At 63.6% G+C, this 20,121-nt stretch carries 19 protein-coding genes; 11 read left to right on the top strand and 8 right to left on the bottom strand.

The genetic code is table 11. The annotated features are described in order from the left end of the window. Positions 1–134 precede the first annotated feature (134 nt). Positions 135–1,409, top strand: a complete 1,275-nt coding sequence (locus AB3X89_RS19750) for an EAL domain-containing protein (RefSeq protein WP_368584797.1) — start codon at positions 135–137, stop codon at positions 1,407–1,409. Here the strand turns inward: AB3X89_RS19750 and AB3X89_RS19745 are convergent. Continuing rightward, a complete protein-coding gene (locus AB3X89_RS19745) occupies positions 1,365–2,420 on the bottom strand; it encodes a sigma-70 family RNA polymerase sigma factor (protein WP_368584762.1) in 1,056 nt (351 codons plus the stop codon). The genes AB3X89_RS19750 and AB3X89_RS19745 overlap by 45 nt on opposite strands. A 259-nt stretch (positions 2,421–2,679) precedes the next feature. Here AB3X89_RS19745 and clpP point away from each other — a divergent pair, with 259 nt between their 5' ends. Further along, positions 2,680–3,327: an ATP-dependent Clp endopeptidase proteolytic subunit ClpP gene (clpP, locus tag AB3X89_RS19740; protein WP_176105216.1), complete on the top strand. Its 648-nt coding sequence runs from the start codon at positions 2,680–2,682 to the stop codon at positions 3,325–3,327. A gap of 164 nt (positions 3,328–3,491) precedes the next feature. Then, positions 3,492–5,039 carry an NYN domain-containing protein gene (locus AB3X89_RS19735; protein ID WP_368584796.1) on the top strand — a complete coding sequence of 516 codons (1,548 nt, stop codon included), beginning with the start codon at positions 3,492–3,494 and terminating at the stop codon, positions 5,037–5,039. A gap of 88 nt (positions 5,040–5,127) precedes the next feature. On the opposite strand, the gene AB3X89_RS19730 is transcribed toward AB3X89_RS19735, so the two are convergent. The 3 genes from AB3X89_RS19730 to xseA all read right to left on the bottom strand — a co-directional run bounded on the left by AB3X89_RS19730 (position 5,128) and on the right by xseA (position 8,370). Continuing rightward, positions 5,128–5,682: a glycine zipper family protein gene (locus tag AB3X89_RS19730; protein WP_368584761.1), complete on the bottom strand. Its 555-nt coding sequence runs from the start codon at positions 5,680–5,682 to the stop codon at positions 5,128–5,130. A 503-nt stretch (positions 5,683–6,185) separates the two neighbouring features. Then, positions 6,186–6,764 (bottom strand): superoxide dismutase [Fe], encoded by a 579-nt coding sequence (sodB, locus tag AB3X89_RS19725; protein ID WP_013090345.1) that lies wholly within the window; start codon positions 6,762–6,764, stop codon positions 6,186–6,188. A gap of 226 nt (positions 6,765–6,990) precedes the next feature. Beyond that, positions 6,991–8,370, bottom strand: a complete 1,380-nt coding sequence (xseA, locus tag AB3X89_RS19720) for an exodeoxyribonuclease VII large subunit (RefSeq protein WP_368584760.1) — start codon at positions 8,368–8,370, stop codon at positions 6,991–6,993. Between the two features lie 547 nt (positions 8,371–8,917). Here xseA and lpxK point away from each other — a divergent pair. From lpxK to AB3X89_RS19695, 5 genes are all read left to right on the top strand, one after another. Next, positions 8,918–9,934 (top strand): tetraacyldisaccharide 4'-kinase, encoded by a 1,017-nt coding sequence (lpxK, locus tag AB3X89_RS19715; RefSeq protein WP_368584759.1) that lies wholly within the window; start codon positions 8,918–8,920, stop codon positions 9,932–9,934. After that, positions 9,915–10,118, top strand: coding sequence for a Trm112 family protein (locus AB3X89_RS19710; RefSeq protein ID WP_007180583.1), 204 nt, complete (start codon positions 9,915–9,917; stop codon positions 10,116–10,118). Before lpxK ends, AB3X89_RS19710 begins: the two co-directional genes overlap by 20 nt. A 206-nt stretch (positions 10,119–10,324) precedes the next feature. Then, positions 10,325–11,119, top strand: a complete 795-nt coding sequence (gene kdsB, locus AB3X89_RS19705) for a 3-deoxy-manno-octulosonate cytidylyltransferase (RefSeq protein ID WP_368584758.1) — start codon at positions 10,325–10,327, stop codon at positions 11,117–11,119. 210 nt (positions 11,120–11,329) lie between these two features. Further along, positions 11,330–11,995: an adenylate kinase gene (gene adk, locus AB3X89_RS19700; RefSeq protein WP_176121699.1), complete on the top strand. Its 666-nt coding sequence runs from the start codon at positions 11,330–11,332 to the stop codon at positions 11,993–11,995. A 259-nt stretch (positions 11,996–12,254) separates the two neighbouring features. Further along, on the top strand, positions 12,255–13,013 hold the full coding sequence (locus AB3X89_RS19695) for a 3-hydroxyacyl-CoA dehydrogenase (protein WP_368584757.1): 759 nt from the start codon (positions 12,255–12,257) through the stop codon (positions 13,011–13,013). 80 nt (positions 13,014–13,093) lie between these two features. Here AB3X89_RS19695 and AB3X89_RS19690 read toward each other — a convergent pair whose 3' ends face one another. Continuing rightward, positions 13,094–13,936, bottom strand: coding sequence for a SirB1 family protein (locus tag AB3X89_RS19690; protein WP_176110260.1), 843 nt, complete (start codon positions 13,934–13,936; stop codon positions 13,094–13,096). Between the two features lie 5 nt (positions 13,937–13,941). Next, positions 13,942–15,492, bottom strand: coding sequence for a murein biosynthesis integral membrane protein MurJ (gene murJ, locus AB3X89_RS19685; RefSeq protein ID WP_368584756.1), 1,551 nt, complete (start codon positions 15,490–15,492; stop codon positions 13,942–13,944). Positions 15,493–15,965: 473 nt separating this feature from the next. On the opposite strand from murJ, the gene rpsT reads away from it, so the two are divergent. Next, positions 15,966–16,244, top strand: coding sequence for a 30S ribosomal protein S20 (rpsT, locus tag AB3X89_RS19680; protein ID WP_013090353.1), 279 nt, complete (start codon positions 15,966–15,968; stop codon positions 16,242–16,244). Between the two features lie 155 nt (positions 16,245–16,399). Here the strand turns inward: rpsT and AB3X89_RS19675 are convergent, their stop codons facing one another. Then, positions 16,400–16,747: a DUF3579 domain-containing protein gene (locus AB3X89_RS19675; protein WP_368584755.1), complete on the bottom strand. Its 348-nt coding sequence runs from the start codon at positions 16,745–16,747 to the stop codon at positions 16,400–16,402. A 515-nt stretch (positions 16,748–17,262) separates the two neighbouring features. Between AB3X89_RS19675 and argF the strand changes: the two genes are divergently transcribed. Beyond that, positions 17,263–18,192 (top strand): ornithine carbamoyltransferase, encoded by a 930-nt coding sequence (argF, locus tag AB3X89_RS19670; protein ID WP_013090355.1) that lies wholly within the window; start codon positions 17,263–17,265, stop codon positions 18,190–18,192. Between the two features lie 135 nt (positions 18,193–18,327). On the opposite strand, the gene murB is transcribed toward argF, so the two are convergent. Continuing rightward, complete coding sequence (murB, locus tag AB3X89_RS19665) at positions 18,328–19,410, bottom strand: UDP-N-acetylmuramate dehydrogenase (protein WP_368584754.1); 1,083 nt, start codon at positions 19,408–19,410, stop codon at positions 18,328–18,330. Between the two features lie 209 nt (positions 19,411–19,619). Here murB and AB3X89_RS19660 point away from each other — a divergent pair, with 209 nt between their 5' ends. After that, the gene (locus AB3X89_RS19660; protein ID WP_018421633.1) at positions 19,620–20,105 is read left to right on the top strand and encodes a YajQ family cyclic di-GMP-binding protein; all 486 of its coding nucleotides are present in this window, start codon (positions 19,620–19,622) and stop codon (positions 20,103–20,105) included. Positions 20,106–20,121: the final 16 nt, after the last annotated feature.

Below are 20,121 nucleotides of genomic sequence, written 5' to 3'. Positions count from 1 at the left end.
CATTGCTGGTGGGCGCTCGAGCTTTGTCGGTACACGCGCATAGTTCTTGCTCGACTATCCTGTAAACTCTTAGTCTGCGCGTGCAAACTCCTGCCGAGCCCTGCAAGCGCCGCCATTTCCACACGACCGACATGATGAGCATGATCGAACTCGATCCTCCCGGCTTCCAGCCACCACGCCCGATGGCCGGCGACGAAGGCTCGCGCCGTACCGTTCTGTATGGCGGCTACACCGTTTTCAGCGTGTTTCAACCGGTCTTCTCGGTATCGCACCGGCGCGCGATCGGGTATCACGCGTCGCTGCGCGTGCACGACGAGCATGAGCAGCAAGTGCCGTCGCACGAAGTCTTTACGCAGGCCGCGCGACGCGGCGACCTGCTGGAACTCGGGCGGCTGGCCGAATCGCTGCACCTCGGCAACTTCAACGCGTTCGACAGCCACGACGAATGGCTCTTCCTCAGCCTGCATCCGGCCGCACTGATGGACACCAGCTACGGCGACGCGCTGCTTGCCAGCCTGAAGACGCTCGGCCTGCCGCCGCAACGCGTGGTGCTCGAAGTATCCGAACAGGCCGGCGGCGAAACCACGCGCTTCGCCGAAATCGTCGATTCGCTGCGCAAGTCCGGTTTTCTGATCGCGCTCGACGGCTTTGGCGCCAAGCATTCGAACATCGACCGCGTGTGGAATCTGCGGCCGGACATCGTGACGCTCGACCGCTGCATCCTCGCGCAAGCGAGTGAACACTCGCACATCGAGCGTGTCTTGCCGGGCCTCGTCTCTCTGTTGCACGAGTCCGGGCAACTGGTACTGATGGGCGGTCTGAGCACCGAGCGTGACGCGCTGATCGCGCTCGAATGCAACGTAGATTTCGTCCAGGGCGCATTTTTCGCAGGCCCGAGCGTCGAACCCGTCAAGCCACAAGTTGCCGCTGGCCTGATGGATTCGCTCTCCGCCTCGCTGCGCGAACGCGTTGCCGCTCGAGAGAAAGCGCAATCCGCCCGGCTCGCACCGTATGTCACCGCGCTCGAGGCCGCCGCAGCGCAGCTGATTGCCGGGGAATCGATCGCGCAGGCGACCGCACCTCTGCTCGCGCTCGGAGAAACGGCACGCTGCTTTGTCCTGGACGGTTCGGGCCGGCAGATCGGCGACAACGTGCTGCCACCGGGCCGCACATCGCAACGTGCAAAGCGCTTCAGCCCGCTGCTGCACTCCGAAGGCGCCAGTTGGGAGCGCCGCCCGTACTTCATTCAGGCGATGCGTCAACCGGGGCGGGTTCATCTAACGCCGCCGTATCTGTCGATCAACGAAGCGCATCTGTGCGTCACGGCCTCGATTGCCGCGCATAACTCGCATGGTACGCAGGTGCTATGCGTCGACATCAACTGGGAAGTCGCGGCTCACCGCAACTGACACGCCCCGAGGGCCCTTGATGCGGGCAAGCAGTTCCCTGACCGCGTCACGGCCCAGCATTCGGTTGGCCGCCCGCAAATGCGCGGCGCTGGCCACGATGCGCAGTGAGACGATTCTCGCCGAAAGGTCCGTTGCGCCATCCGTCACCACGTCGATTAGCCCGACGATGTCGCCGTCGCAGAACAGTGCGATACACACCGCGCCCGCCATTGACACCACCTCGGTATAGCTCGCCTGTTGCGCGAGCGATGTAACCACAGCGATCCACTTCTGACCTGAACCGGGTTCGGGGGCGCCCTGCGCTTCGGCTCCAGGTGTCGGCCCTTGTGCGCGCAGGGCCAGGTTGGCCGTGGGGATTGGAGTGGGTGTAGCGTACAGAGGTACGTCGCTGATCAGTTGCGGCGCGTCGTTGAAAAGCTGCAGCAAGCCCGCCCGGTCTTGCGCTTCGAGCGCCGCGCGCAATCGCTCGACGATGCGCCCGTGCACCGCTGGATCGGGCCGCTCCAATGGCGCGCCCGCCCGTTTCAGACGCTCCTTGGCGCGATGAACCATTTGCCGGCAAGCGGCCGGTGTGCGCTCGAGAATCGACGCGATTTCGGCATAACCGCATTCGAACGCTTCATGCAGGACGAACGCCGCGCGTTCGTCTGGCTTCAGATGTTCGAGCAGCAACATCACGCCATATGACATATCGGCCGCGCGCAATGCCAACTCCTCCGCCGACGGTGCGACCTCGTCGAGCCACGGCTCCGGCAACCAGCCGCTAGCCTGCGACGCGCGCTCGCGCTGCGCGTGCCGCAGACGGTCGATCGCCGCGCGCGTGGTGAGCGTGGTAAGCCACGCGACCGGCGTTTGCACCGCCTGCGTATCGGCAAGATGCCATTTGAGCCAGACGTCCTGCACCACGTCTTCGGCCTCCGCACGACTGCCAAGCATCCGATATGCGAGCGCCAGCAGACGGGCGCGCGCGGCCTCGAAACTGGATGCCTTGTCGATTCCCTGTTCCGTCATGCGTAGACCTCCCGATGTTGCGTCGTGAAAAAGCGGCTGTACACCAGTGGCATGGCTCAGGCGCGCGTCGTGTTCGGTATTCCTGAGCTTGACGGTGGGCAACGGTTGATGTGACAGCTCCGCGCAAAAAAATTTCTGTCACAACGCCGGTCGCCGCTTCGTCAAATGAGCAACAACCCGCGCATGTCACGCGGCTTCTGATCCGAGGCGGGCTGCGCATCCCCGAATGCCCGTGCTATCCATCCTGAACGAGGAATCCATGCCTTCCAGTTACCCGTCTGTCTCCGCCCTGGGCCTCGTGCCCACGGTGATCGAACAATCCGGCCGGGGCGAGCGCGCCTATGACATCTACTCCCGCCTGCTGCGCGAGCGCATCGTGTTTCTTGTCGGGCCCGTGAACGAGCAGTCAGCCAGTCTGATCGTCGCACAATTGCTGTTTCTCGAATCGGAGAACCCCGACAAGGATATTTCTTTTTACATCAACTCGCCCGGCGGCTCGGTGTATGACGGCCTCGCGATTTACGACACCATGCAGTTCATCAAGCCGGAGGTCTCGACCTTGTGCACGGGCTTTGCCGCGAGCATGGGCACCTTTCTGCTCACCGCGGGTCAACGCGGCAAACGGTATGCGCTACCGAATGCTCGCATCATGATTCACCAGCCGTCCGGCGGTGGTCAGGGCACCGCGGCGGACATCGAAATCCAGGCAAAGGAGGTGCTGTATGTGCGAGCGCGTCTGAATGCGATGATGGCCGAACGCACCGGACGCAGCATCGAAGATATCGCGCGCGATACCGACCGCGACAACTTCATGTCGGCGCTCGAAGCGAGGGAATACGGATTGATCGACGACGTGCTGGAAGCTCGCGCGACGTGGAACAACGCAGGTCGTCGCGACACTCTGTAACGGCACTGACATGGAGCCACTCGCTGGGCGGCCGGACAAACCGCTTGCTGCAAATTCCCATCCAACTATCGGTGCGAGCGCACCACAAAAGCTGCTCACCTTCGCTGGAATCGCTATCATGTCGCGATTCGTCTACTTCGACGACCGCTTCAATGGAGATACACATGGCGTCATCCAACGAAAACGTCAGCATGGCGCTGTTCTGCGACTTCGAGAACGTCGCGCTTGGCGTGCGCGACGCGAAATACGACAAGTTCGATATCAAGCTTGTACTCGAGCGCCTGCTGCTGAAGGGCAGCATCGTCGTCAAGAAGGCGTATTGCGACTGGGATCGCTACAAGAGTTTCAAAGGGGCCATGCACGAGGCCAATTTCGAGTTGATCGAAATTCCGCACGTGCGCCAATCGGGCAAGAATTCCGCCGACATTCGGCTCGTCGTCGATGCGCTCGATCTCTGTTATACGAAATCGCACGTCAATACGTTCGTCATCATCAGTGGTGATTCCGATTTTTCGCCGCTCGTGTCGAAACTGCGCGAGAACGCCAAACAGGTCATCGGCGTCGGTGTGCAGCAGTCCACGTCGGATTTGCTGATTGCGAACTGCGACGAGTTCTTCTTTTACGACGATCTCGTACGCGAAAGTCAGCGCGCAGTCGCGAGGCGCGAATCGTCGCGCCAGCAGCAGAGCGCGCAGCAGGCAGCCAAACGTGCGGCTGATGAAGAGAAAGCCCCGCCGAAGGAAGATCTGGAGAAGCGTCGCAGCAAGGCTGTTGAAATTGCGGTGCAGACGTTCGACGCACTCGCTTCCGAACGTGGCGACAGCGGCAAGATCTGGGCGTCCGTGCTGAAGAACGCGATCAAACGGCGCAAACCGGATTTCAACGAAACGTATTACGGGTTTCGCGCTTTCGGCAATCTGCTGGAAGAAGCGCAGGCGCGCGGGCTACTCGAATTCGGCCGCGATGAAAAGTCAGGCGCGTACGTTTATCGAAGCACGGCCGTGAACGTCGCGAGTGAAGCGGCCAGTGAAAATATCGGCGAAACCGCGGCGGAGTCTGCTGAAACGGGGTCGGCTGAGTCGGCGTCGGCCGAACAGGCGGCCGAACATTCGTATCAAGCGCAGGCCGCGCAAGCGGCCGCGTCCGAGTCGGGCGGTAAGCATAAGTCGCGTCGTAAGGAGCGCGGCAACCGCAAGGCGGCCCGCGGTCAGGAGGCTGTGCACGGCAAGCGGGGGCACCACGAAACGGCTGATGAAGAACCTGCGGCTGGCGCTCCGGCTCTCACCGAACAGGCGGAGCCCGCCGAGTCTGCCCCGCGGCAGGAGCCGCGTGAACGCGCGCCGCTCCAAGACGAGTTCGTCACTGAACCGATAGGTGAAAACAGCGAAGCTCGCGCTGTAACAGCGGCAGCGGATACAGCCGCCGAACAAGTCGTCTTCGGTCAAGAAATCGAGCAAACCCCCGACAGCGACCACCCCGCACAGCGTGAAAGCGTCAAAAAGCGCGCTTCGCGCAAAACGGCCGCGAAGAAAGTGAAAAAAAGTACACCGCGCACGATCGAGGAAGTCCCTGAGATCGCGGCGCCGGCCGAGGCCGCTGCTCCGGCAGTCAACTCGGAAGAAGGACCTGAGGCCACCAGGAAGGTCACCCGTAAAACGGCGTCTCGCAGCCGTCGTCCGCGCAAAGCGGCGTCGACGGACAGCACGGAGTAAACAGCGGCACGGATTCGACGGTCGTCGCTACAAGCTACCGGCCGACAATGCAAGACAAGCAAGCCGGCCGGTCCCCCACTATCACCGTTCAGTAGGCCGGATAAGGCGCATACATGACGGGCGGAGGCGGTGCGTAGTAGTAAGGACGGGGCGCAACATACACCGGCTGCGTCGAATAGTAAGGCTGCGGCTGAGCGATCGTCTCGCCCTTCGAGGTCATGCACTGGGCGTAGGCGGTGTCATAGCGTGCCTGCAAGCCGGCCGCCGAGTACTGGGCGCCGTTCGCGCCGTTCGCGCCGCCGATCAGCAGACCGCTGCCCGCCCCGATCGCCGCACCCGCGCCGGCGTTGCCCGCCGCGGCGCCGAGCAGCGCGCCAACCGCCGCGCCGCCGAGCGTGCCGAGTGCCGCGCTGTTCACGCTGTTCGTGGTGGCTGCCTGCGCAGCGCCGGACGGATTCGTCGTTTGATTCGCGTAGTCGCGGCACTCGTAGTCGTTCTGCTGGAACTGGCTGAGCGGCTCGCCGCTGCGCGGCATCGCGGCTATGCTCGGGCCGCTCGGGGGCGCCACTGCGCAACCGCCTAACGCGAGCGCGATGACTGCGGCGGGAATCGCCAGGCTGATCGTTTTATTGCTGGAAATCATGGTGGTGCACTTCAGAGGATTGGAATTCAAACGTTAGGCTAATCGCGAAATTCCGTGGTTACGGCTTAGTTACAGAAAGTTTTTGCACGGCCGCCGAGCCTCGCCCCGGCTGCGCATCGTCGCGGCGTTGGGTAGGTTATATCGACAGGGACCGCCGCCCACACTAGTGTCAAACGGTCCCCGCCGCCCAAGCCAATCGACCGCGCGGAGGCCGCCTCAATCAACCGGTTCATTCTCGCCGCCGCAGCGGCTCGCATTGCCTGCGGCGCGCCCGCCCCCGCCAGCCCGGCGAAGTCGACGGGCGGCCGTCGAGGTCCACTTAGCGCCCCGCGAAACCGCGGTTACCAACTGTGACAAACTTCTTTCAGAAGCGATCCCTACCGTTCCAATCCGCCGCAGAAAAAGAAAAAGCCCTCGCGATGGAGGGCCTTCGTCTCTAGCTACCATCTTCAATCGCGACCGCAAGGATCACGACATCAGACGACGAGCTGCAACCGGAAATCTCAAGCGAAGTTCTTCGCTGCGAAGTCCCAGTTGACGATGTTCCAGTACGCTTCGACGAACTTCGGACGCGCATTGCGATAGTCGATGTAGTAAGCGTGCTCCCAAACGTCGATCGTCAGCAGCGCCTTGGCGTCGGTGGTGAGCGGCGTGGCGGCGTTGCTCGTCGACACGAGGTCGAGCGAACCATCGGCCTTCTTCACGAGCCATGCCCAGCCCGAGCCGAACGTGCCGACCGCGGTCTTCGCAAACTCTTCCTTGAACTTGTCGAACGAACCCCACTTCGCGTTGATCGCGTCAGCGAGCGCGCCGGTCGGTGCACCGCCACCTTGCGGCGAAAGGCTGTTCCAGAAGAACGTGTGATTCCACACCTGAGCCGAATTGTTGAAGATACCGCCCGACGACTTCTTGACGATCTCTTCCAGCGACAGGTTCTCGAACTCCGTGCCCTTGATCAGATTGTTCAGGTTGGTCACATAGGTCTGGTGATGCTTGCCATAGTGAAACTCGAGCGTCTCTTCCGACATGTGCGGAGCGAGCGCGTTTTTCGCAAACGGCAGCGGCGGGAGCGTATGTTCCATGGTGCTTTCCTTCTCTATATCTGTTGTGGGGAGTCTGCGGATGACGCTATCGAGCACTCGATTGTAGGCGAGTTGGAATAACCCCGCAAACGACCGGCCTTTATGTCCGGCATGTCGAACACGCCGTGCGCAAGGCCCTTCGGAAGGGCGCGCATGGCGCGTGCCCGGGTCGTCGGCAGGCAGGACATGACAGGAGATAGGCGCCACGCGCCCACCCGGCAAAACGTCAGAAGCCGTCAGTCAGACGTGCTTGCACGTCGGCGAGCGCGACGTCGGCCGAGCCTTCGGCGAGATGCATCGTCAAACGACGTCCGGGTTTCAGCGACGACGGCGTGCGAATCGCCCGACCGCTTTGCGCATCGAGCACGGCCGCATAGCCGCGCTCGAGCGTGCGCTGCGGACTCAGCACTTCGAGTCGCGCGCCGAGCATGTCGATGCGCGCGACCTGACGTTCATGCTGGCGCGACAGCGCTGCATTCAGGCGTTGCGCCAGCGTGTGGATGCGCGTGCGCTCGGCCGCGAGATCCGGCCGCCAGCGTTGCCAGCGCATCTGCAAGAGCGAGAATCGGGCTCGGGCGTCGCGCACCGGCCGCGCGCCCGCTGACGCGAGCCGCACGCGCAGTTGCTGCAAATGCGTGCGCTGCCGCGCGAGCCGCTCGGCTGGCGACACGAGCCGGCGCGTCAGCCAGTCGAGCTGCTGCGCGCGCCGCTCCATCATGCGGCCGAACCCGCGCGCGAGCGTCGCGTGCCGATGATCGAGTTCGCGCAGCAGCATGACGCGCTGCGGACTCACGAGTTCGGCGGCCCCGGTCGGCGTCGGCGCACGTACGTCGGCGGCGAAATCGGCAATCGTGAAATCGGTCTCGTGGCCGACGCCGCTCACCACGGGTATCACGCTTTCGGCAATCGCGCGCGCGAGCACTTCTTCGTTGAACGCCCACAGATCTTCGATCGAGCCGCCGCCGCGACACACGATCAGCACGTCGACCTCGCGGCGCGCGCCGGCCGTCTCGACCATCGCCGCCAGCTTCGCGCTGACACCCGCGCCCTGCACCGGCGCCGGATAAACGATCACCGGAATATGCGGCGCGCGGCGCGAGAGCGTCGTCAGCACGTCGCGCAATGCGGCCGCCTGCAACGACGTGACGATACCGATCGCGCGCGGATGCGTCGGCAGCGCGCGTTTGCGCTTGGCGGCGAACAACCCTTCGGCTTCGAGCTGCGCCTTCAACCGCAGAAACGCTTCATACAGACGCCCCTGACCGGTACGGCGCACCGCTTCGACATTCAGTTGCAATTCACCGCGCGGTTCGTACATCGTCACGAGGGCGCGCACTTCGATGCGATCGCCTTCGCGCGGCATGAATTCGGCGTACTGCGCGCGACCACGGAACATCACACAGCGCATCTGCGCCTGCGCGTCCTTGATCGAGAAATACCAGTGACCACTCGCGGCGCGCGTGAAGTTCGACACTTCGCCCGCAACCCAAACGAGCGGAAACGAGCGTTCGAGCATCGTGCCGATCGCGCGATTGAGCGCGGAGACGGGAACGACGACCTCACCGCCTGGTGTGGCCGCCGAAGCAAAAGGATTTTCGGGGTTCATGCGAGGAATAAATAGCGCTGGCCGGACAGACGATAGACCGAGCGACGAGCGGCGTCCAGCCGGAATCGCAGGATTGTTAAAAGTGTCCACATGGCGGGAACCGCCTGACGAATTCCGCCAGAACGCCCGCCAACGCCAATAGATTCCTGGCAGACCCTTGATTTATATGGCGTTTGCATCTCAATAGAGAGCGAGCACTTCGATCCAAAGCGCACGGAATGGCCCTCCCGGACGATCGGATGGCAGGTTCTCCACAAAGTTATCCACAGACTGTGGGCGACCGCACATAGCATGGACCGGCGTCCATCAAGCCCTGCGCGACTTGCCGGCCGGGACGCCCGCGCGCTAGAGTTGCGGGTTCGACGGCATGCCGATCGCGCGGTGCCCCGGGGAGCTTGCCGGCCTGAGGCCGATAAGCACGAGCCCTTTCGCCGCGCGGTTTGCACCTCATTTTTCGACCGTATTCGCATTCGATTGCCCGGAGAACCGCGTTGATGTTGACCCCGCGTAGTGCGCACGGCATGCAGTCCTTGCCCGCAACCCGCCCATGAGCGAACTCAGCGACCGTCTCGCAGCGCGCCTCGCGCGCGAATGGCAGCAACGCGGCCCGCTCGCCTGGGCGCTGACGCCGCTCGCCTGCGTGTTCGGCGCGGTCGCGGCCGCGCGCCGCGCCGCGTTTTCGCAAGGCTGGCTGAAGTCGGTGCGCGTCGGCGTGCCGGTGGTGGTGGTCGGCAACGTGACGGTGGGGGGCACCGGCAAGACGCCGACCGTCATAGCGCTCGTCGAAGCGTTGCGCACCGCGGGCTTCACGCCTGGCATCGTGTCGCGCGGCTACGGCGCGCGCGTGAGCACGCCGACCCAGGTCACGCCCGGTTCGTCGGCGCGCGTCGGCGGAGATGAGCCGTTGCTGATCGCGCGCCGCACCGGCGCACCCGTATGGGTCTGTCCGGATCGCGTCGCCGCCGCGCAGGCGCTCTGCGCCGCCCATCGCGACGTCGACGTGATCGTCAGCGACGACGGCTTGCAGCACTATCGCCTCGCGCGCGACGTCGAACTCGTCGTGTTCGATCACCGGCTCGGCGGCAACGGCTTCCTGCTGCCGGCCGGGCCACTGCGCGAGCCGTTGTCGCGCCGCCGGGACGCGACGCTGATCAATGATCCGTACGCGCGCACCCTGCCCGCGTGGCCGAACACGTTCGCACTGCAGCTCGCGCCCGCCGACGCGTGGCATCTCGACAATCCCGCGCTGCGCCGCCCGCTCGCGCAATTCGCCGGTCAACGCGTACTGGCCGCGGCCGGCATCGGCGCGCCGGAACGCTTTTTCGCGACAGTGCGCGCGGCCGGCATCACGCCCACGACGCGCGCACTGCCCGACCACTACGCGTTCGAGCGCAATCCGTTCACCGACGTCGACGCCGACGCGATCCTGATTACCGAAAAGGATGCGGTAAAATTGGGGGCCTGGCACGACGCGCGCATCTGGGTAGTCCCGGTCGAAGCCGCGCTTGATCACCGCCTCACTGCATTAGTTGTGGAGAAAGTCCGTGGACGCTCGCCTGCTTGAAATCCTCGTTTGCCCGATCTGCAAGGGCCCGCTCAGCTACGACCGCGCCGCGCAGGAACTGATCTGCAACGCGGACAAGCTCGCCTATCCGATCCGCGACGGCATTCCCGTGATGCTCGTCGATGAAGCGCGGCAGACCGTCGAAGGCACGCCGGTCGATCTGAATCCCGGCTCGGTCGCCTGACCCGGCGCGGCGCTGCACCGCGGCGCCGTGACGTCTCGCTCGCTCGCGGGTCACCGGGCAAAGCTTCGTTAACGCCAATGCCCGCCCGTATGTGCTCCACGATCGATCCGTAGCCGTTTCTGCCGCTCCGGCTTATGTCCGACTCTGCGTGCGCATCGCGCGCGCAGCCCCTTCCTCCGGCCTGATTGCCGCCCGTTCCCGATCCGATGATCCACACCACCCCTCATCCGTTTATCGCTGTCGTGCCGGCCCGTCTGGCGTCGACGCGTCTGCCCAACAAGCCGCTCGCGGACATCGGCGGCAAACCGATGGTCGTGCGCGTCGCGGAGCGCGCGCGCGAATCGGGCGCGCAGCAGGTGCTGGTCGCGTCGGACGCGCAGGAAGTGCTCGACGCGGCGCACGACCACGGCTTCGACGCAGTACTCACGCGCGCCGACCATCCGTCGGGCACCGACCGCCTCGCGGAAGTGGCGACGCGCTTCGGCTGGAGCGACGACACGATCATCGTCAACGTGCAGGGCGACGAGCCGCTGATCGACCCGGCGCTGGTGCGCGGCGTCGCCGCGCATCTGGCAACGACGGACGACTGCGCGATCGCGACGGCCGCCCATCCGATCACCGATCCCGCCGAAATTTTCAATCCGAACGTCGTCAAGGTCGTGCCCGATGCGCGCGGCGTCGCCCTGTATTTCTCGCGCGCGCCGATCCCGTGGGCGCGCGACGCATGGCAGCCGCACTGGCCCAACGTCGCGTCGATGCCGGCGCCGCCCGCGCCCGCCGCCGTATACCGGCACATTGGCCTGTACGCGTACCGCGCGAAATTTCTGCGCACGTACCCGAGCCTCGCGATCTCGCCGATCGAGCAGGTCGAAGCGCTCGAACAGCTGCGCGCGATGTGGCATGGCGAGCGCATCGCGGTACTGGTCACGCATGAGGTGCCGTTGCCGGGCGTCGATACCCCCGCCGATCTCGCGCGCGTACGGGCTTTATTCGGGTCTTGAGCGCGGGAAGCCGTGGCATAATCGAACGGTTATGCGCACCTCCCAGCGTAGGCGACACTCGGGTTATCCCGGTCGCGCTGTGCGGATCTTGCAGCGCCGTCGTCCCGACGTGCAGCGCGAGCTAGCCAACGGTAGCCGATGCGGAACCTGCGAGAATCGCCGGGAAGCCTGCTGCGCAAACAAAGAATTCACATAGATCTGGAGATATCCATGCGTTTGATCCTGTTGGGTGCACCGGGTGCTGGCAAAGGCACTCAGGCCAACTTCATCAAGGAAAAGTTCGGCATCCCGCAAATTTCGACCGGCGACATGCTGCGCGCGGCCGTCAAGGCTGGTACGCCGCTCGGCCTCGAAGCAAAGCGCTTCATGGATGCCGGCGAGCTCGTCACGGATGAGCTGATCATCAACCTCGTGAAGGAACGTCTGCAACAGCCGGACTGCGCGAACGGCTACCTGTTCGACGGCTTCCCGCGCACGATTCCGCAAGCCGAAGCAATGAAGCAGGCCGGTGTCGCGATCGACTACGTGCTCGAGATCGACGTGCCGTTCGACGAGATCATCGTGCGCATGAGCGGCCGCCGCTCGCACCCTGCGTCGGGCCGCACGTATCACGTGACGTTCAACCCGCCGAAGGTCGAGGGCATCGACGACGTGACGGGCGAGCCGCTGATCCAGCGCGACGACGACAAGGAAGAAACGGTCAAGAAGCGTCTGGAAGTGTACGAATCGCAAACCAAGCCGCTGATCGAGTACTACAACAGCTGGGCGAAGAACGGCGATGCGTCGAGCTCGGTGAAAGCGCCCCAATATCGCCGCATTTCGGGCCTCGGCAGCGTCGATGAAATTCGCGCCCGTGCGTTCGACGCGCTGAAGTAAGCTGGATTGATCTAAAATTTCCGCTGTTTGCGTTCGACCGAAACCCGCCCACATTGGGCGGGTTTTTTATTGGCTCAGCGCGCTAACCGCAACGGCAAGCGCTGTGCACGGAACGTCCAGCAGAACCGGTTGGTCTTGCATAGCGCTCGCATGTCCGCCGCCTCCGTCGCTTTCCGCAGCGCAGCACAGCCGCTACAATCGATCGTCGAAAAACGCTTCGATCCAGAATGCACTGAACAACCGTAGCGAAGGAGAAGACATGGAAATTCGTGACAACGTGTTCCTGATCACCGGCGGTGCATCAGGGCTCGGCGCTGCCACCGCGCGCCTGCTGGTCGAGCACGGCGGCAAGGTCGTGCTCGCCGACCTGAATCTGGACGCAGGCGAGGCGCTCGCCAAGGAACTCGGCGGCGTATTCGTCAAATGCGACGTGAGCCGCGAAGAGGACGCGCAACGAGCCGTCGAAGCCGCGACGAAGCTCGGCACGCTGCGCGGACTCGTCAACTGCGCGGGCGTCGCGCCGGCCGCGAAGACCGTCGGCAAGGATGGCCCTCATTCGCTCGATCTGTTCACGCGCACGATCTCGATCAACTTGATCGGCACGTTCAACATGATCCGGCTCGCCGCCGTGCAGATGTCGAAGAACGAGCCGAACGTCAGTGGCGAACGCGGCGTGATCATCAACACCGCATCGGTCGCCGCGTTCGACGGCCAGATCGGCCAGGCGGCCTACTCCGCGTCGAAAGGCGGCGTGGTCGGCATGACGCTGCCGATCGCGCGCGACCTGTCGCGCAACGCGATCCGCGTGATGACGATCGCTCCCGGCATCTTCGAAACGCCGATGCTGCTCGGCATGCCGCAGGAAGTGCAGGACGCACTCGGCGCGATGGTGCCGTTCCCCCCGCGCCTCGGCAAACCGGCCGAATACGCGATGCTCGCCAAGCAGATCTTCGACAATCCGATGCTGAACGGCGAGGTGATCCGGCTGGACGGCGCGATCCGTATGCAGCCGAAGTGAGGCGCGTGGCGATAAAAAAACGCCTGTACATGTGCGACATGTGCAGGCGTTTGCTTTTTATGCAGCGCGAAAGCGCGGCGCTATTCGCCGCCGTCGTGCCGCGTGCGCTGCCGCAATTCATGCAGTTGCGATTCGACCACGGTGGCATCTTCCGCATCGGGGCGATCCCCAAGGTAGCTTTCGAGGTCCTCGAGCGCGGGCCGCAGATAATCGAGCCGCGCATACGCGAAACCGCGATCACGCACTTCCTCGATATTGTCCGGCAGCAGAATGACGAGCCGCTGCTGCACGGCGAGCAGACGTTGCCAACGCTCGGTTTGCAGATAGATCGCCTTCAGGTTGCGCAGCATCCGCGCGACGATCTCGCGACGCGTGGCCGGTTGCAGCAGCATGCGCAACGCGCGGCCGACCGAATCGCCAGCCGACGCGACGTACGGTTCGAGCATCTCGACCATCTGCGCTTCGGACAGCGAATGACCGGTGGTCGGATCGAGCATCACGTCGCCGTCGGGCGTCGTCACGCGCAGCAGGAAGTGGCCCGGAAACGACACCCCGCGCACCGGAACGCCGAATTGCTCGGCCATCTCCAGATAGAGCACCGCGAGTGAAATCGGAATCCCGCGGCGACGTTTGAGTACGACGTTCAGATGACTGTTGTCGGGGTCGTAGTAATCGTTCAGATTGCTCGCGAAACCGAGTTCACGGAAAAAGAACCGATTGAGGATGCCAACCTTCTGACGGATGTCGGCATCGTCTGGCATGCGGCGGCGCAGCCGCAGCACCAGCTCGTCGATCTCGGCGAGCACCGACTGCAGATCGAGGTCGGGATAGGCGTCCTGCGCGAGCGAGAGCGCCGTCTCGGTCAGCGGCAGGCTCTCGTCTTCGGCGACGAGCGTACTGAAATAATCGAGAACCCGCGACATGGTGATCACTTCACTCGCCTTTTGAAATACGCGTACTTGAAGCCCATCAGCCAAAGCATACCGAAATATAGCGCGGCGAACAGTACGAGACACGCACCGAGCAACACCATGCGGCTAACCGGCTGGGTATGCATGCCGACCCAGTCGAAGCTGATTGCAAGCCAGCGCATCACGCCGGCGAGCACTAAGCACGCACCGAGCAACTGCACGAAAAACTTGAGCCAGCCGCTCGACGGCGTATAAATGCCGCGTTTGCGCAGACCGATGAACAGAAGCAACGCATTCACGCAAGCGCCGAGCCCGACGCTCAGCGTGAGGCCCGCGTGCGCGAACACCGGCACGAACGCGTAGTTGCACAGCTGCGTGACGACCAGCACGCCGATGCCGATCTTCACCGGCGTCTTGATGTCCTGCTTCGCGTAGAAGCCCGGCGCAAGGATCTTGATCAGGATCAGGCCGATCAGGCCAACGCCGTACGCGGCGAGCGCGCGGCTCACCATCACGACCGCGGTGCCGTCGAACTTGCCGTAGTTGAACAGCACCGCCGTCAGCGGCTGGGCGAAAAAGAACAGCGCGATCGCGCTTGGTGCGGCGAGCAGGAACGTGACGCGCAGTCCCCAGTCGAGCAGCGACGAATACTCGTGCGAATCGGCATCGACATGCGCCTTCGACAGGCTCGGAAGCAGGATCGTGCCCAGCGCGACGCCGAGCAGCGCAGTCGGAAACTCCATCAGCCGGTCGGCGTAGTTGATCCACGACACCGCGCCGGGGCCGATGTGCGATGCAATGTTGGTGTTGATGATCAGGCTGATCTGCGCGACCGAGACCGCAAACATCGCCGGCACCATCTTCGCGAGGACCCGCTTTACGCCGCGATGCGCGAGCGCGTGCAGCGGGTTCAGGCCGATGCGCGGCACCATGTCGATCTTCTTGAGGCCCGGCAGCTGCACCGCGAATTGCAGCACGCCGCCGATGATCACCGCCCACGCGAGCGCATAGACCGGCGTTTGCAGGCGCGGCGCGAGAAACAGCGCAGAGACGATGAACGAAACGTTCAACAGCACGGGCGCGAATGCGGGCAACGAAAAGTTCCGGTACGTATTCAGCACGCCCGACGCCAGCGACGTCAGCGAAATGAAAATGATGTACGGGAACATGATGCGCGTCATCGTGACCGCGAGCTGGTATGCGTGGCCCTCGCGCGCAAGGCCCGACGCGACGACGAACACGACGCCCGACGCGCCGACCACGCCGATCACCGACAGCACGGCGAGCGCCCACGCGAGCACGGTCGAGGTCGCGTCGACGAGCGCCTTGGTGGCGTCGTGGCCTTGCTGGTTCTTGAACTCGGCGAGGATCGGCACGAAGGCCTGCGAGAACGCGCCTTCGGCGGAAATGCGGCGCAGCAGGTTCGGAATGCGAAAGGCGACGTAGAAAGCGTCGGTGTATTGACTGGCGCCGAACGCACGGGCGATCAGCGTTTCACGGGCCAGTCCGGTCACGCGCGACAGCAGCGTGAAGCCGCTGACCGTCAGCAGGGCTCGGAATAGATTCATGGGGCGCTTATTATACGGGTCCCGCTAATGCGGGCGACGAGCCGGAACGCGATTCGGACCGATTTGCTGCGCGGACGTTCGCCGCAATCGGCTGAAAAGTGCGATTTTTGTCTTTTCAGCGGCTTTCCGTGCTGTGCCAGCACGTCAGCGTCATCATGACGCCGCTCCCCTTACTGTGACGCGGTCGCGCGTTTCCCGTTGTCACGTGCCTGATTTTGTTGCTATAATCGTCGGTTTCGAAGCTTGCTCAGTTTTCGCACGGTCTTCGGACGGGATTCTCAGGTTGGCGCAGCGCCGCCTGTCAATACATCCGAAGCCTTGAAACACGGGCCCGCCTTCGCGTAGTTCGATCGATTTTTTCGACACTTTTGCGCCCTTGGGCAATCGCTTCCAAGGGTTCGGATCGAGAAGCAGCACCTCGCCTCATCGTTGAAGGCCGGGTACTGGAAACAGGAACAGGATAAGGAACCGTCATGGCTAACTCCGCACAAGCACGCAAGCGCGCCCGCCAGGCCGCGAAGGCAAACTCGCACAACTCGGCACTGCGCTCGAAGTTCCGCACGGCTATCAAGGCTGTCCGCAAGGCAATCGACGCAGGCGACCAAGCCAAGGCCGCCGAAATCTTCAAGGCATCGTCGAAGACCATCGACATCATCGCCGACAAGAACATCATTCACAAGAACAAGGCAGCTCGCCACAAGAGCCGCCTCGCTGCAGCCATCAAGGGTCTGCAAGCGCCCGCAGCGCAGTAATTCCGGTCGGCCCGCTTCGGTGGGCTACCTCCTGTTTCCGCTGCACAAGAAGCCCGCTTTGGCGGGCTTTTTTGTTTTGGCTTGGTGACCAGCCACAAAAAAACCCGCTGCTTGCGGGTTTTTGTTTTTGCTTTTGCCGATCCGGCCAGCTTGCGTCAGATCGCATGCCGTTTGGCTTCCGGCGCAGGCGCATGCTCGAGTTCCAGTTCGCACGCCTCGGTGACGAGGAGGTCGTTGTCTTTCGCGAAGTTCAGAACGAAATCGAAGGCCATTGGCTCGATGTCGCGCAGCCGCGAATCGAGAATCACGCATTTGAGATCGCCGATCATGGTTGGCCGCACGTACAGCGAGTACTGCATATAGGCGTTCGGCCCCTTCCTCACGCCGGGCCCGAACGACGACATGACGCCCGCGAGCCGCTCCGACCAGTCGCTCGGCCGAAATCTTTTCCCGGTCGACGTAATGCCCTGAATGAAATATTCGATTGGAGCTGCTTCGGCCATGTAGAAATACCTGTGTGACTGCCCAGCGGACTGACGACCAACCGGCGACACCGATTGCACGCTCGAATTCACTGCAAGCGGCATGCACGGCGAGCGCTTGCAGCCACCTGCGACGTGCGTGGGACCTGGCGCTAACGCAACAATGACGAGCCGCACCACGAGAACCGCTGCGGCGAACCGGCTGAACCGCTCTGGCGCCTGTCATGACGGCCACGCCATGCGGACTTTCCGCGCCGCGCCAGCCGCGTTTCTTGATGCGAAACGCCGGCCTGCTGGGCTATGGGATAACCCTTAAATTATAGCGCAGCGGGCCCTTTTCCGCAGCGCACACAAGTGCCCTCCGATGACCTCGCGCAGCCCGACACAATGCCTTCCACTAGCTTTCTAATCGCTTTCACAGCCTTCCAGCTGACTCGTCAAACAGGGCGAAATCCTTTATGCTGGATTGAGTTACCACCAAACCGACGGCGGCGCAGTCCGGCAACCCTGCCGGGTGAGACCGCCGTATTTGTTTCATGACCGCCAAGAAAATTCGCCACTACCTGCAGTTCAAGGACTTCTCGCTGGAAGACTACGAGTACGTGCTGGAACGCGCGCGCATCCTGAAACGCAAATTCAAGAACTACGAGACCTATCACCCGCTGCATGACCGCACGCTGGCGATGATCTTCGAAAAGAATTCGACGCGCACGCGCCTGTCGTTCGAAGCCGGCATCTTCCAGTTGGGCGGCCACGCGGTGTTCATGAGCACGCGCGACACGCAGCTCGGCCGCGGCGAGCCGATCGAAGATGCCGCCCAGGTCATCTCGCGCATGGTGGACATCATCATGATCCGCACGTTCGGCCAGGACATCATCCAGCGCTTCGCCGAAAATTCGCGCGTGCCGGTGATCAACGGGCTCACGAACGAGTATCACCCGTGCCAGGTGCTCGCGGACATCTTCACGTACTTCGAACATCGCGGTCCGATCCGCGACAAGACGGTCGCGTGGGTCGGCGACGCAAACAACATGCTGTACACATGGATCGAAGCCGCGCAGATCCTCGGCTTCAAGCTGCGCCTGTCCACGCCGCCCGGCTACAAGCTCGACCGCGCGCTCGTCGCGGCGGAAAGCGCGCCGTTCTACGAGGAGTTCGACGACCCGAACGAAGCCTGCGCGGGCGCCGATCTCGTCACCACCGACGTGTGGACCAGCATGGGCTTCGAGGCCGAGAACGAAGCGCGCAAGAAGGCCTTCGCCGACTGGTGCGTGGACGCCGACATGATGGCGCGCGCGAATCCCGACGCGCTCTTCATGCACTGCCTGCCCGCCCATCGCGGCGAGGAGGTCAGCGCGGAAGTGATCGACGGACCGCAGAGCGTCGTGTGGGATGAAGCGGAAAACCGTCTGCACGTGCAGAAGGCGTTGATGGAATACCTGCTGCTCGGCAAGCTCAATCACTGAGCGGGCCGCTGACCAGGCACTCGCCGGGACTACGGTACAAAAAAAGGCGCCGGGAGGAAACTCCCGGCGCCTTTTTGCATTCGTCGGTGGTGAAACTCAGCGCCGCACGTCAGCGCGCATAGAGCGCACTTCCGCTCACAGGCAAACCGGCTCCGCCTCCAGCTCCACGCCAAATTGCTCGAACACTTCGTGCTGGATCGCCCGCGCCAGCGCCAGCACTTCCGTGCCGCTCGCGCCACCGCGATTCACCAGCACCAGCGCCTGGCGTTCATGCACGGCGGCCGCGCCCATCGCGCGGCCCTTCCAGCCGCATCGGTCGATCAGCCAGCCGGCCGCCAGCTTGACCCGGCCATCCGCTTGTGCGTACGACACGATTTCCGGCTCGCGGCGCTTCAGCGCCTCGAACTGCGCGGCCTCGATCACCGGATTTTTGAAGAAGCTCCCCGCATTGCCCAGTTCGAGCGGATCGGGCAGCTTCGCGCGCCGCACGGCGACGACCGCATCGAAAATGGCCTGCGCGGTCGGCTGCAGGGCCGCACCATCGGCTTCCAGTTGGCTTGCCGCGGGACCGCGTGCCGCCAGCTCACGGGCGAGATCCGCGTAGCCCGCGCGCGGCTGCCACGCCTTCGGCAAACGGAACGTGACCGACGTGATCACGAAGCGCTCGCGCCCTTCCCGCTTGAAGAAGCTGTCACGATAGCCGAACCGGCATGCATCGGCGCCGAGTTCGACGGCGTTGCCGGTCGCGAGCTCGATCGCCCTCAGCGATGCGAAGCGTTCGCAGATTTCGAGCCCGTACGCGCCGATGTTCTGGATCGGCGCCGCGCCGACCGTGCCCGGTATCAGCGCGAGATTCTCGAGGCCGGGCATGCCCTGCGCCAACGTCCACGCGACGAACTCGTGCCACGGCTCGCCGCCGGCCGCCTCGACATACCACGCATGCTGATCCTCGCGCACCACGCGGCGGCCGCGCAGCGCCACCAGCAGCACGAGCCCGGCGAAGTCGCCGGTCAGCACGACGTTGCTGCCGCCACCGAGCACGAGGCACGGCAGGCCCGCGACGCGCGGATCGCGCACCGCAGCGGGTAATTGCTCCTCACGCTCGATCAGGCACGCGAACTGCGCGCGCACGTCGAAGCCGAACGTGTTGTGGGCCTTCAGCGAATAGCCGGCCATGAGAGACGCGACGACGGGAGCGGCAAGAGCGGATTGGGGCATCGGAATGGCAACAGGGCAACAACGGGAAGCAACAGCAAACAACGAAAAACGACCAATACCGCGCCTGACTACACGAGCAGCGCCGCGCGGCGGCCTTGGGCAAAAGAGAGCGGCGTCGGTAAAATGACGTCCGGTCCGTGATTATAGCGAGTGCCTCGCGCGCAGCCGTCCGGCCGCGTCGCGCACTGCCGCACTATTGGGAGAAAGCAATGCCATCGTTTGACGTCGTCTGCGAAGCGAACATGATCGAAGTCAAGAACGCGATCGAGCAGTCCAACAAGGAAATTTCGACGCGTTTCGACTTCAAGGGGTCCGACGCGCGCGTCGAGCACAAGGAAAACGAAATCACCGCGTACGCCGACGACGACTTCAAGCTCGGCCAGGTGAAGGACGTGCTGCTGTCGAAAATGGCCAAGCGCAACGTCGACGTGCGCTTCCTCGACTACGGCAAGATCGAGAAGATCGGCGGCGACAAGGTCAAGCAGGTCATCAAGATCAAGAAGGGCGTGTCGGGCGATCTGTCGAAGAAAATCGTGCGCCTGGTGAAGGACAGCAAGATCAAGGTTCAGGCGAGCATTCAGGGCGACGCGGTGCGCATCACGGGTGCGAAGCGCGACGATCTGCAAAGCGTGATCGCGATGCTGCGCAAGGACGTGACCGACACGCCCCTCGACTTCAACAACTTCCGCGACTAAGCAGTACGGCGCGCGA

It is taken from the genome of Paraburkholderia sp. BR14320 (assembly GCF_040948665.1).
GTDB classification, from domain to species: Bacteria; Pseudomonadota; Gammaproteobacteria; order Burkholderiales; family Burkholderiaceae; genus Paraburkholderia; species Paraburkholderia youngii.
The sequence above is the reverse complement of the archived record's forward strand: the minus strand, read 5'-3'. Positions and strand labels throughout refer to the sequence as shown.

Excerpts from the sequence above, each read along its gene's own strand:
- AB3X89_RS19750 (WP_368584797.1), top strand. The coding sequence starts at position 135 with ATGAGCATGATCGAACTCGATCCTCCCGGCTTCCAGCCACCACGCCCG.
- AB3X89_RS19745 (WP_368584762.1), bottom strand. The coding sequence starts at position 2,420 with ATGACGGAACAGGGAATCGACAAGGCATCCAGTTTCGAGGCCGCGCGC.
- clpP (WP_176105216.1), top strand. The coding sequence starts at position 2,680 with ATGCCTTCCAGTTACCCGTCTGTCTCCGCCCTGGGCCTCGTGCCCACG.
- AB3X89_RS19735 (WP_368584796.1), top strand. The coding sequence starts at position 3,492 with ATGGCGTCATCCAACGAAAACGTCAGCATGGCGCTGTTCTGCGACTTC.
- AB3X89_RS19730 (WP_368584761.1), bottom strand. The coding sequence starts at position 5,682 with ATGATTTCCAGCAATAAAACGATCAGCCTGGCGATTCCCGCCGCAGTC.
- sodB (WP_013090345.1), bottom strand. The coding sequence starts at position 6,764 with ATGGAACATACGCTCCCGCCGCTGCCGTTTGCGAAAAACGCGCTCGCT.
- xseA (WP_368584760.1), bottom strand. The coding sequence starts at position 8,370 with ATGAACCCCGAAAATCCTTTTGCTTCGGCGGCCACACCAGGCGGTGAG.
- lpxK (WP_368584759.1), top strand. The coding sequence starts at position 8,918 with ATGAGCGAACTCAGCGACCGTCTCGCAGCGCGCCTCGCGCGCGAATGG.
- kdsB (WP_368584758.1), top strand. The coding sequence starts at position 10,325 with ATGATCCACACCACCCCTCATCCGTTTATCGCTGTCGTGCCGGCCCGT.
- adk (WP_176121699.1), top strand. The coding sequence starts at position 11,330 with ATGCGTTTGATCCTGTTGGGTGCACCGGGTGCTGGCAAAGGCACTCAG.
- AB3X89_RS19695 (WP_368584757.1), top strand. The coding sequence starts at position 12,255 with ATGGAAATTCGTGACAACGTGTTCCTGATCACCGGCGGTGCATCAGGG.
- AB3X89_RS19690 (WP_176110260.1), bottom strand. The coding sequence starts at position 13,936 with ATGTCGCGGGTTCTCGATTATTTCAGTACGCTCGTCGCCGAAGACGAG.
- murJ (WP_368584756.1), bottom strand. The coding sequence starts at position 15,492 with ATGAATCTATTCCGAGCCCTGCTGACGGTCAGCGGCTTCACGCTGCTG.
- rpsT (WP_013090353.1), top strand. The coding sequence starts at position 15,966 with ATGGCTAACTCCGCACAAGCACGCAAGCGCGCCCGCCAGGCCGCGAAG.
- AB3X89_RS19675 (WP_368584755.1), bottom strand. The coding sequence starts at position 16,747 with ATGGCCGAAGCAGCTCCAATCGAATATTTCATTCAGGGCATTACGTCG.
- argF (WP_013090355.1), top strand. The coding sequence starts at position 17,263 with ATGACCGCCAAGAAAATTCGCCACTACCTGCAGTTCAAGGACTTCTCG.
- murB (WP_368584754.1), bottom strand. The coding sequence starts at position 19,410 with ATGCCCCAATCCGCTCTTGCCGCTCCCGTCGTCGCGTCTCTCATGGCC.
- AB3X89_RS19660 (WP_018421633.1), top strand. The coding sequence starts at position 19,620 with ATGCCATCGTTTGACGTCGTCTGCGAAGCGAACATGATCGAAGTCAAG.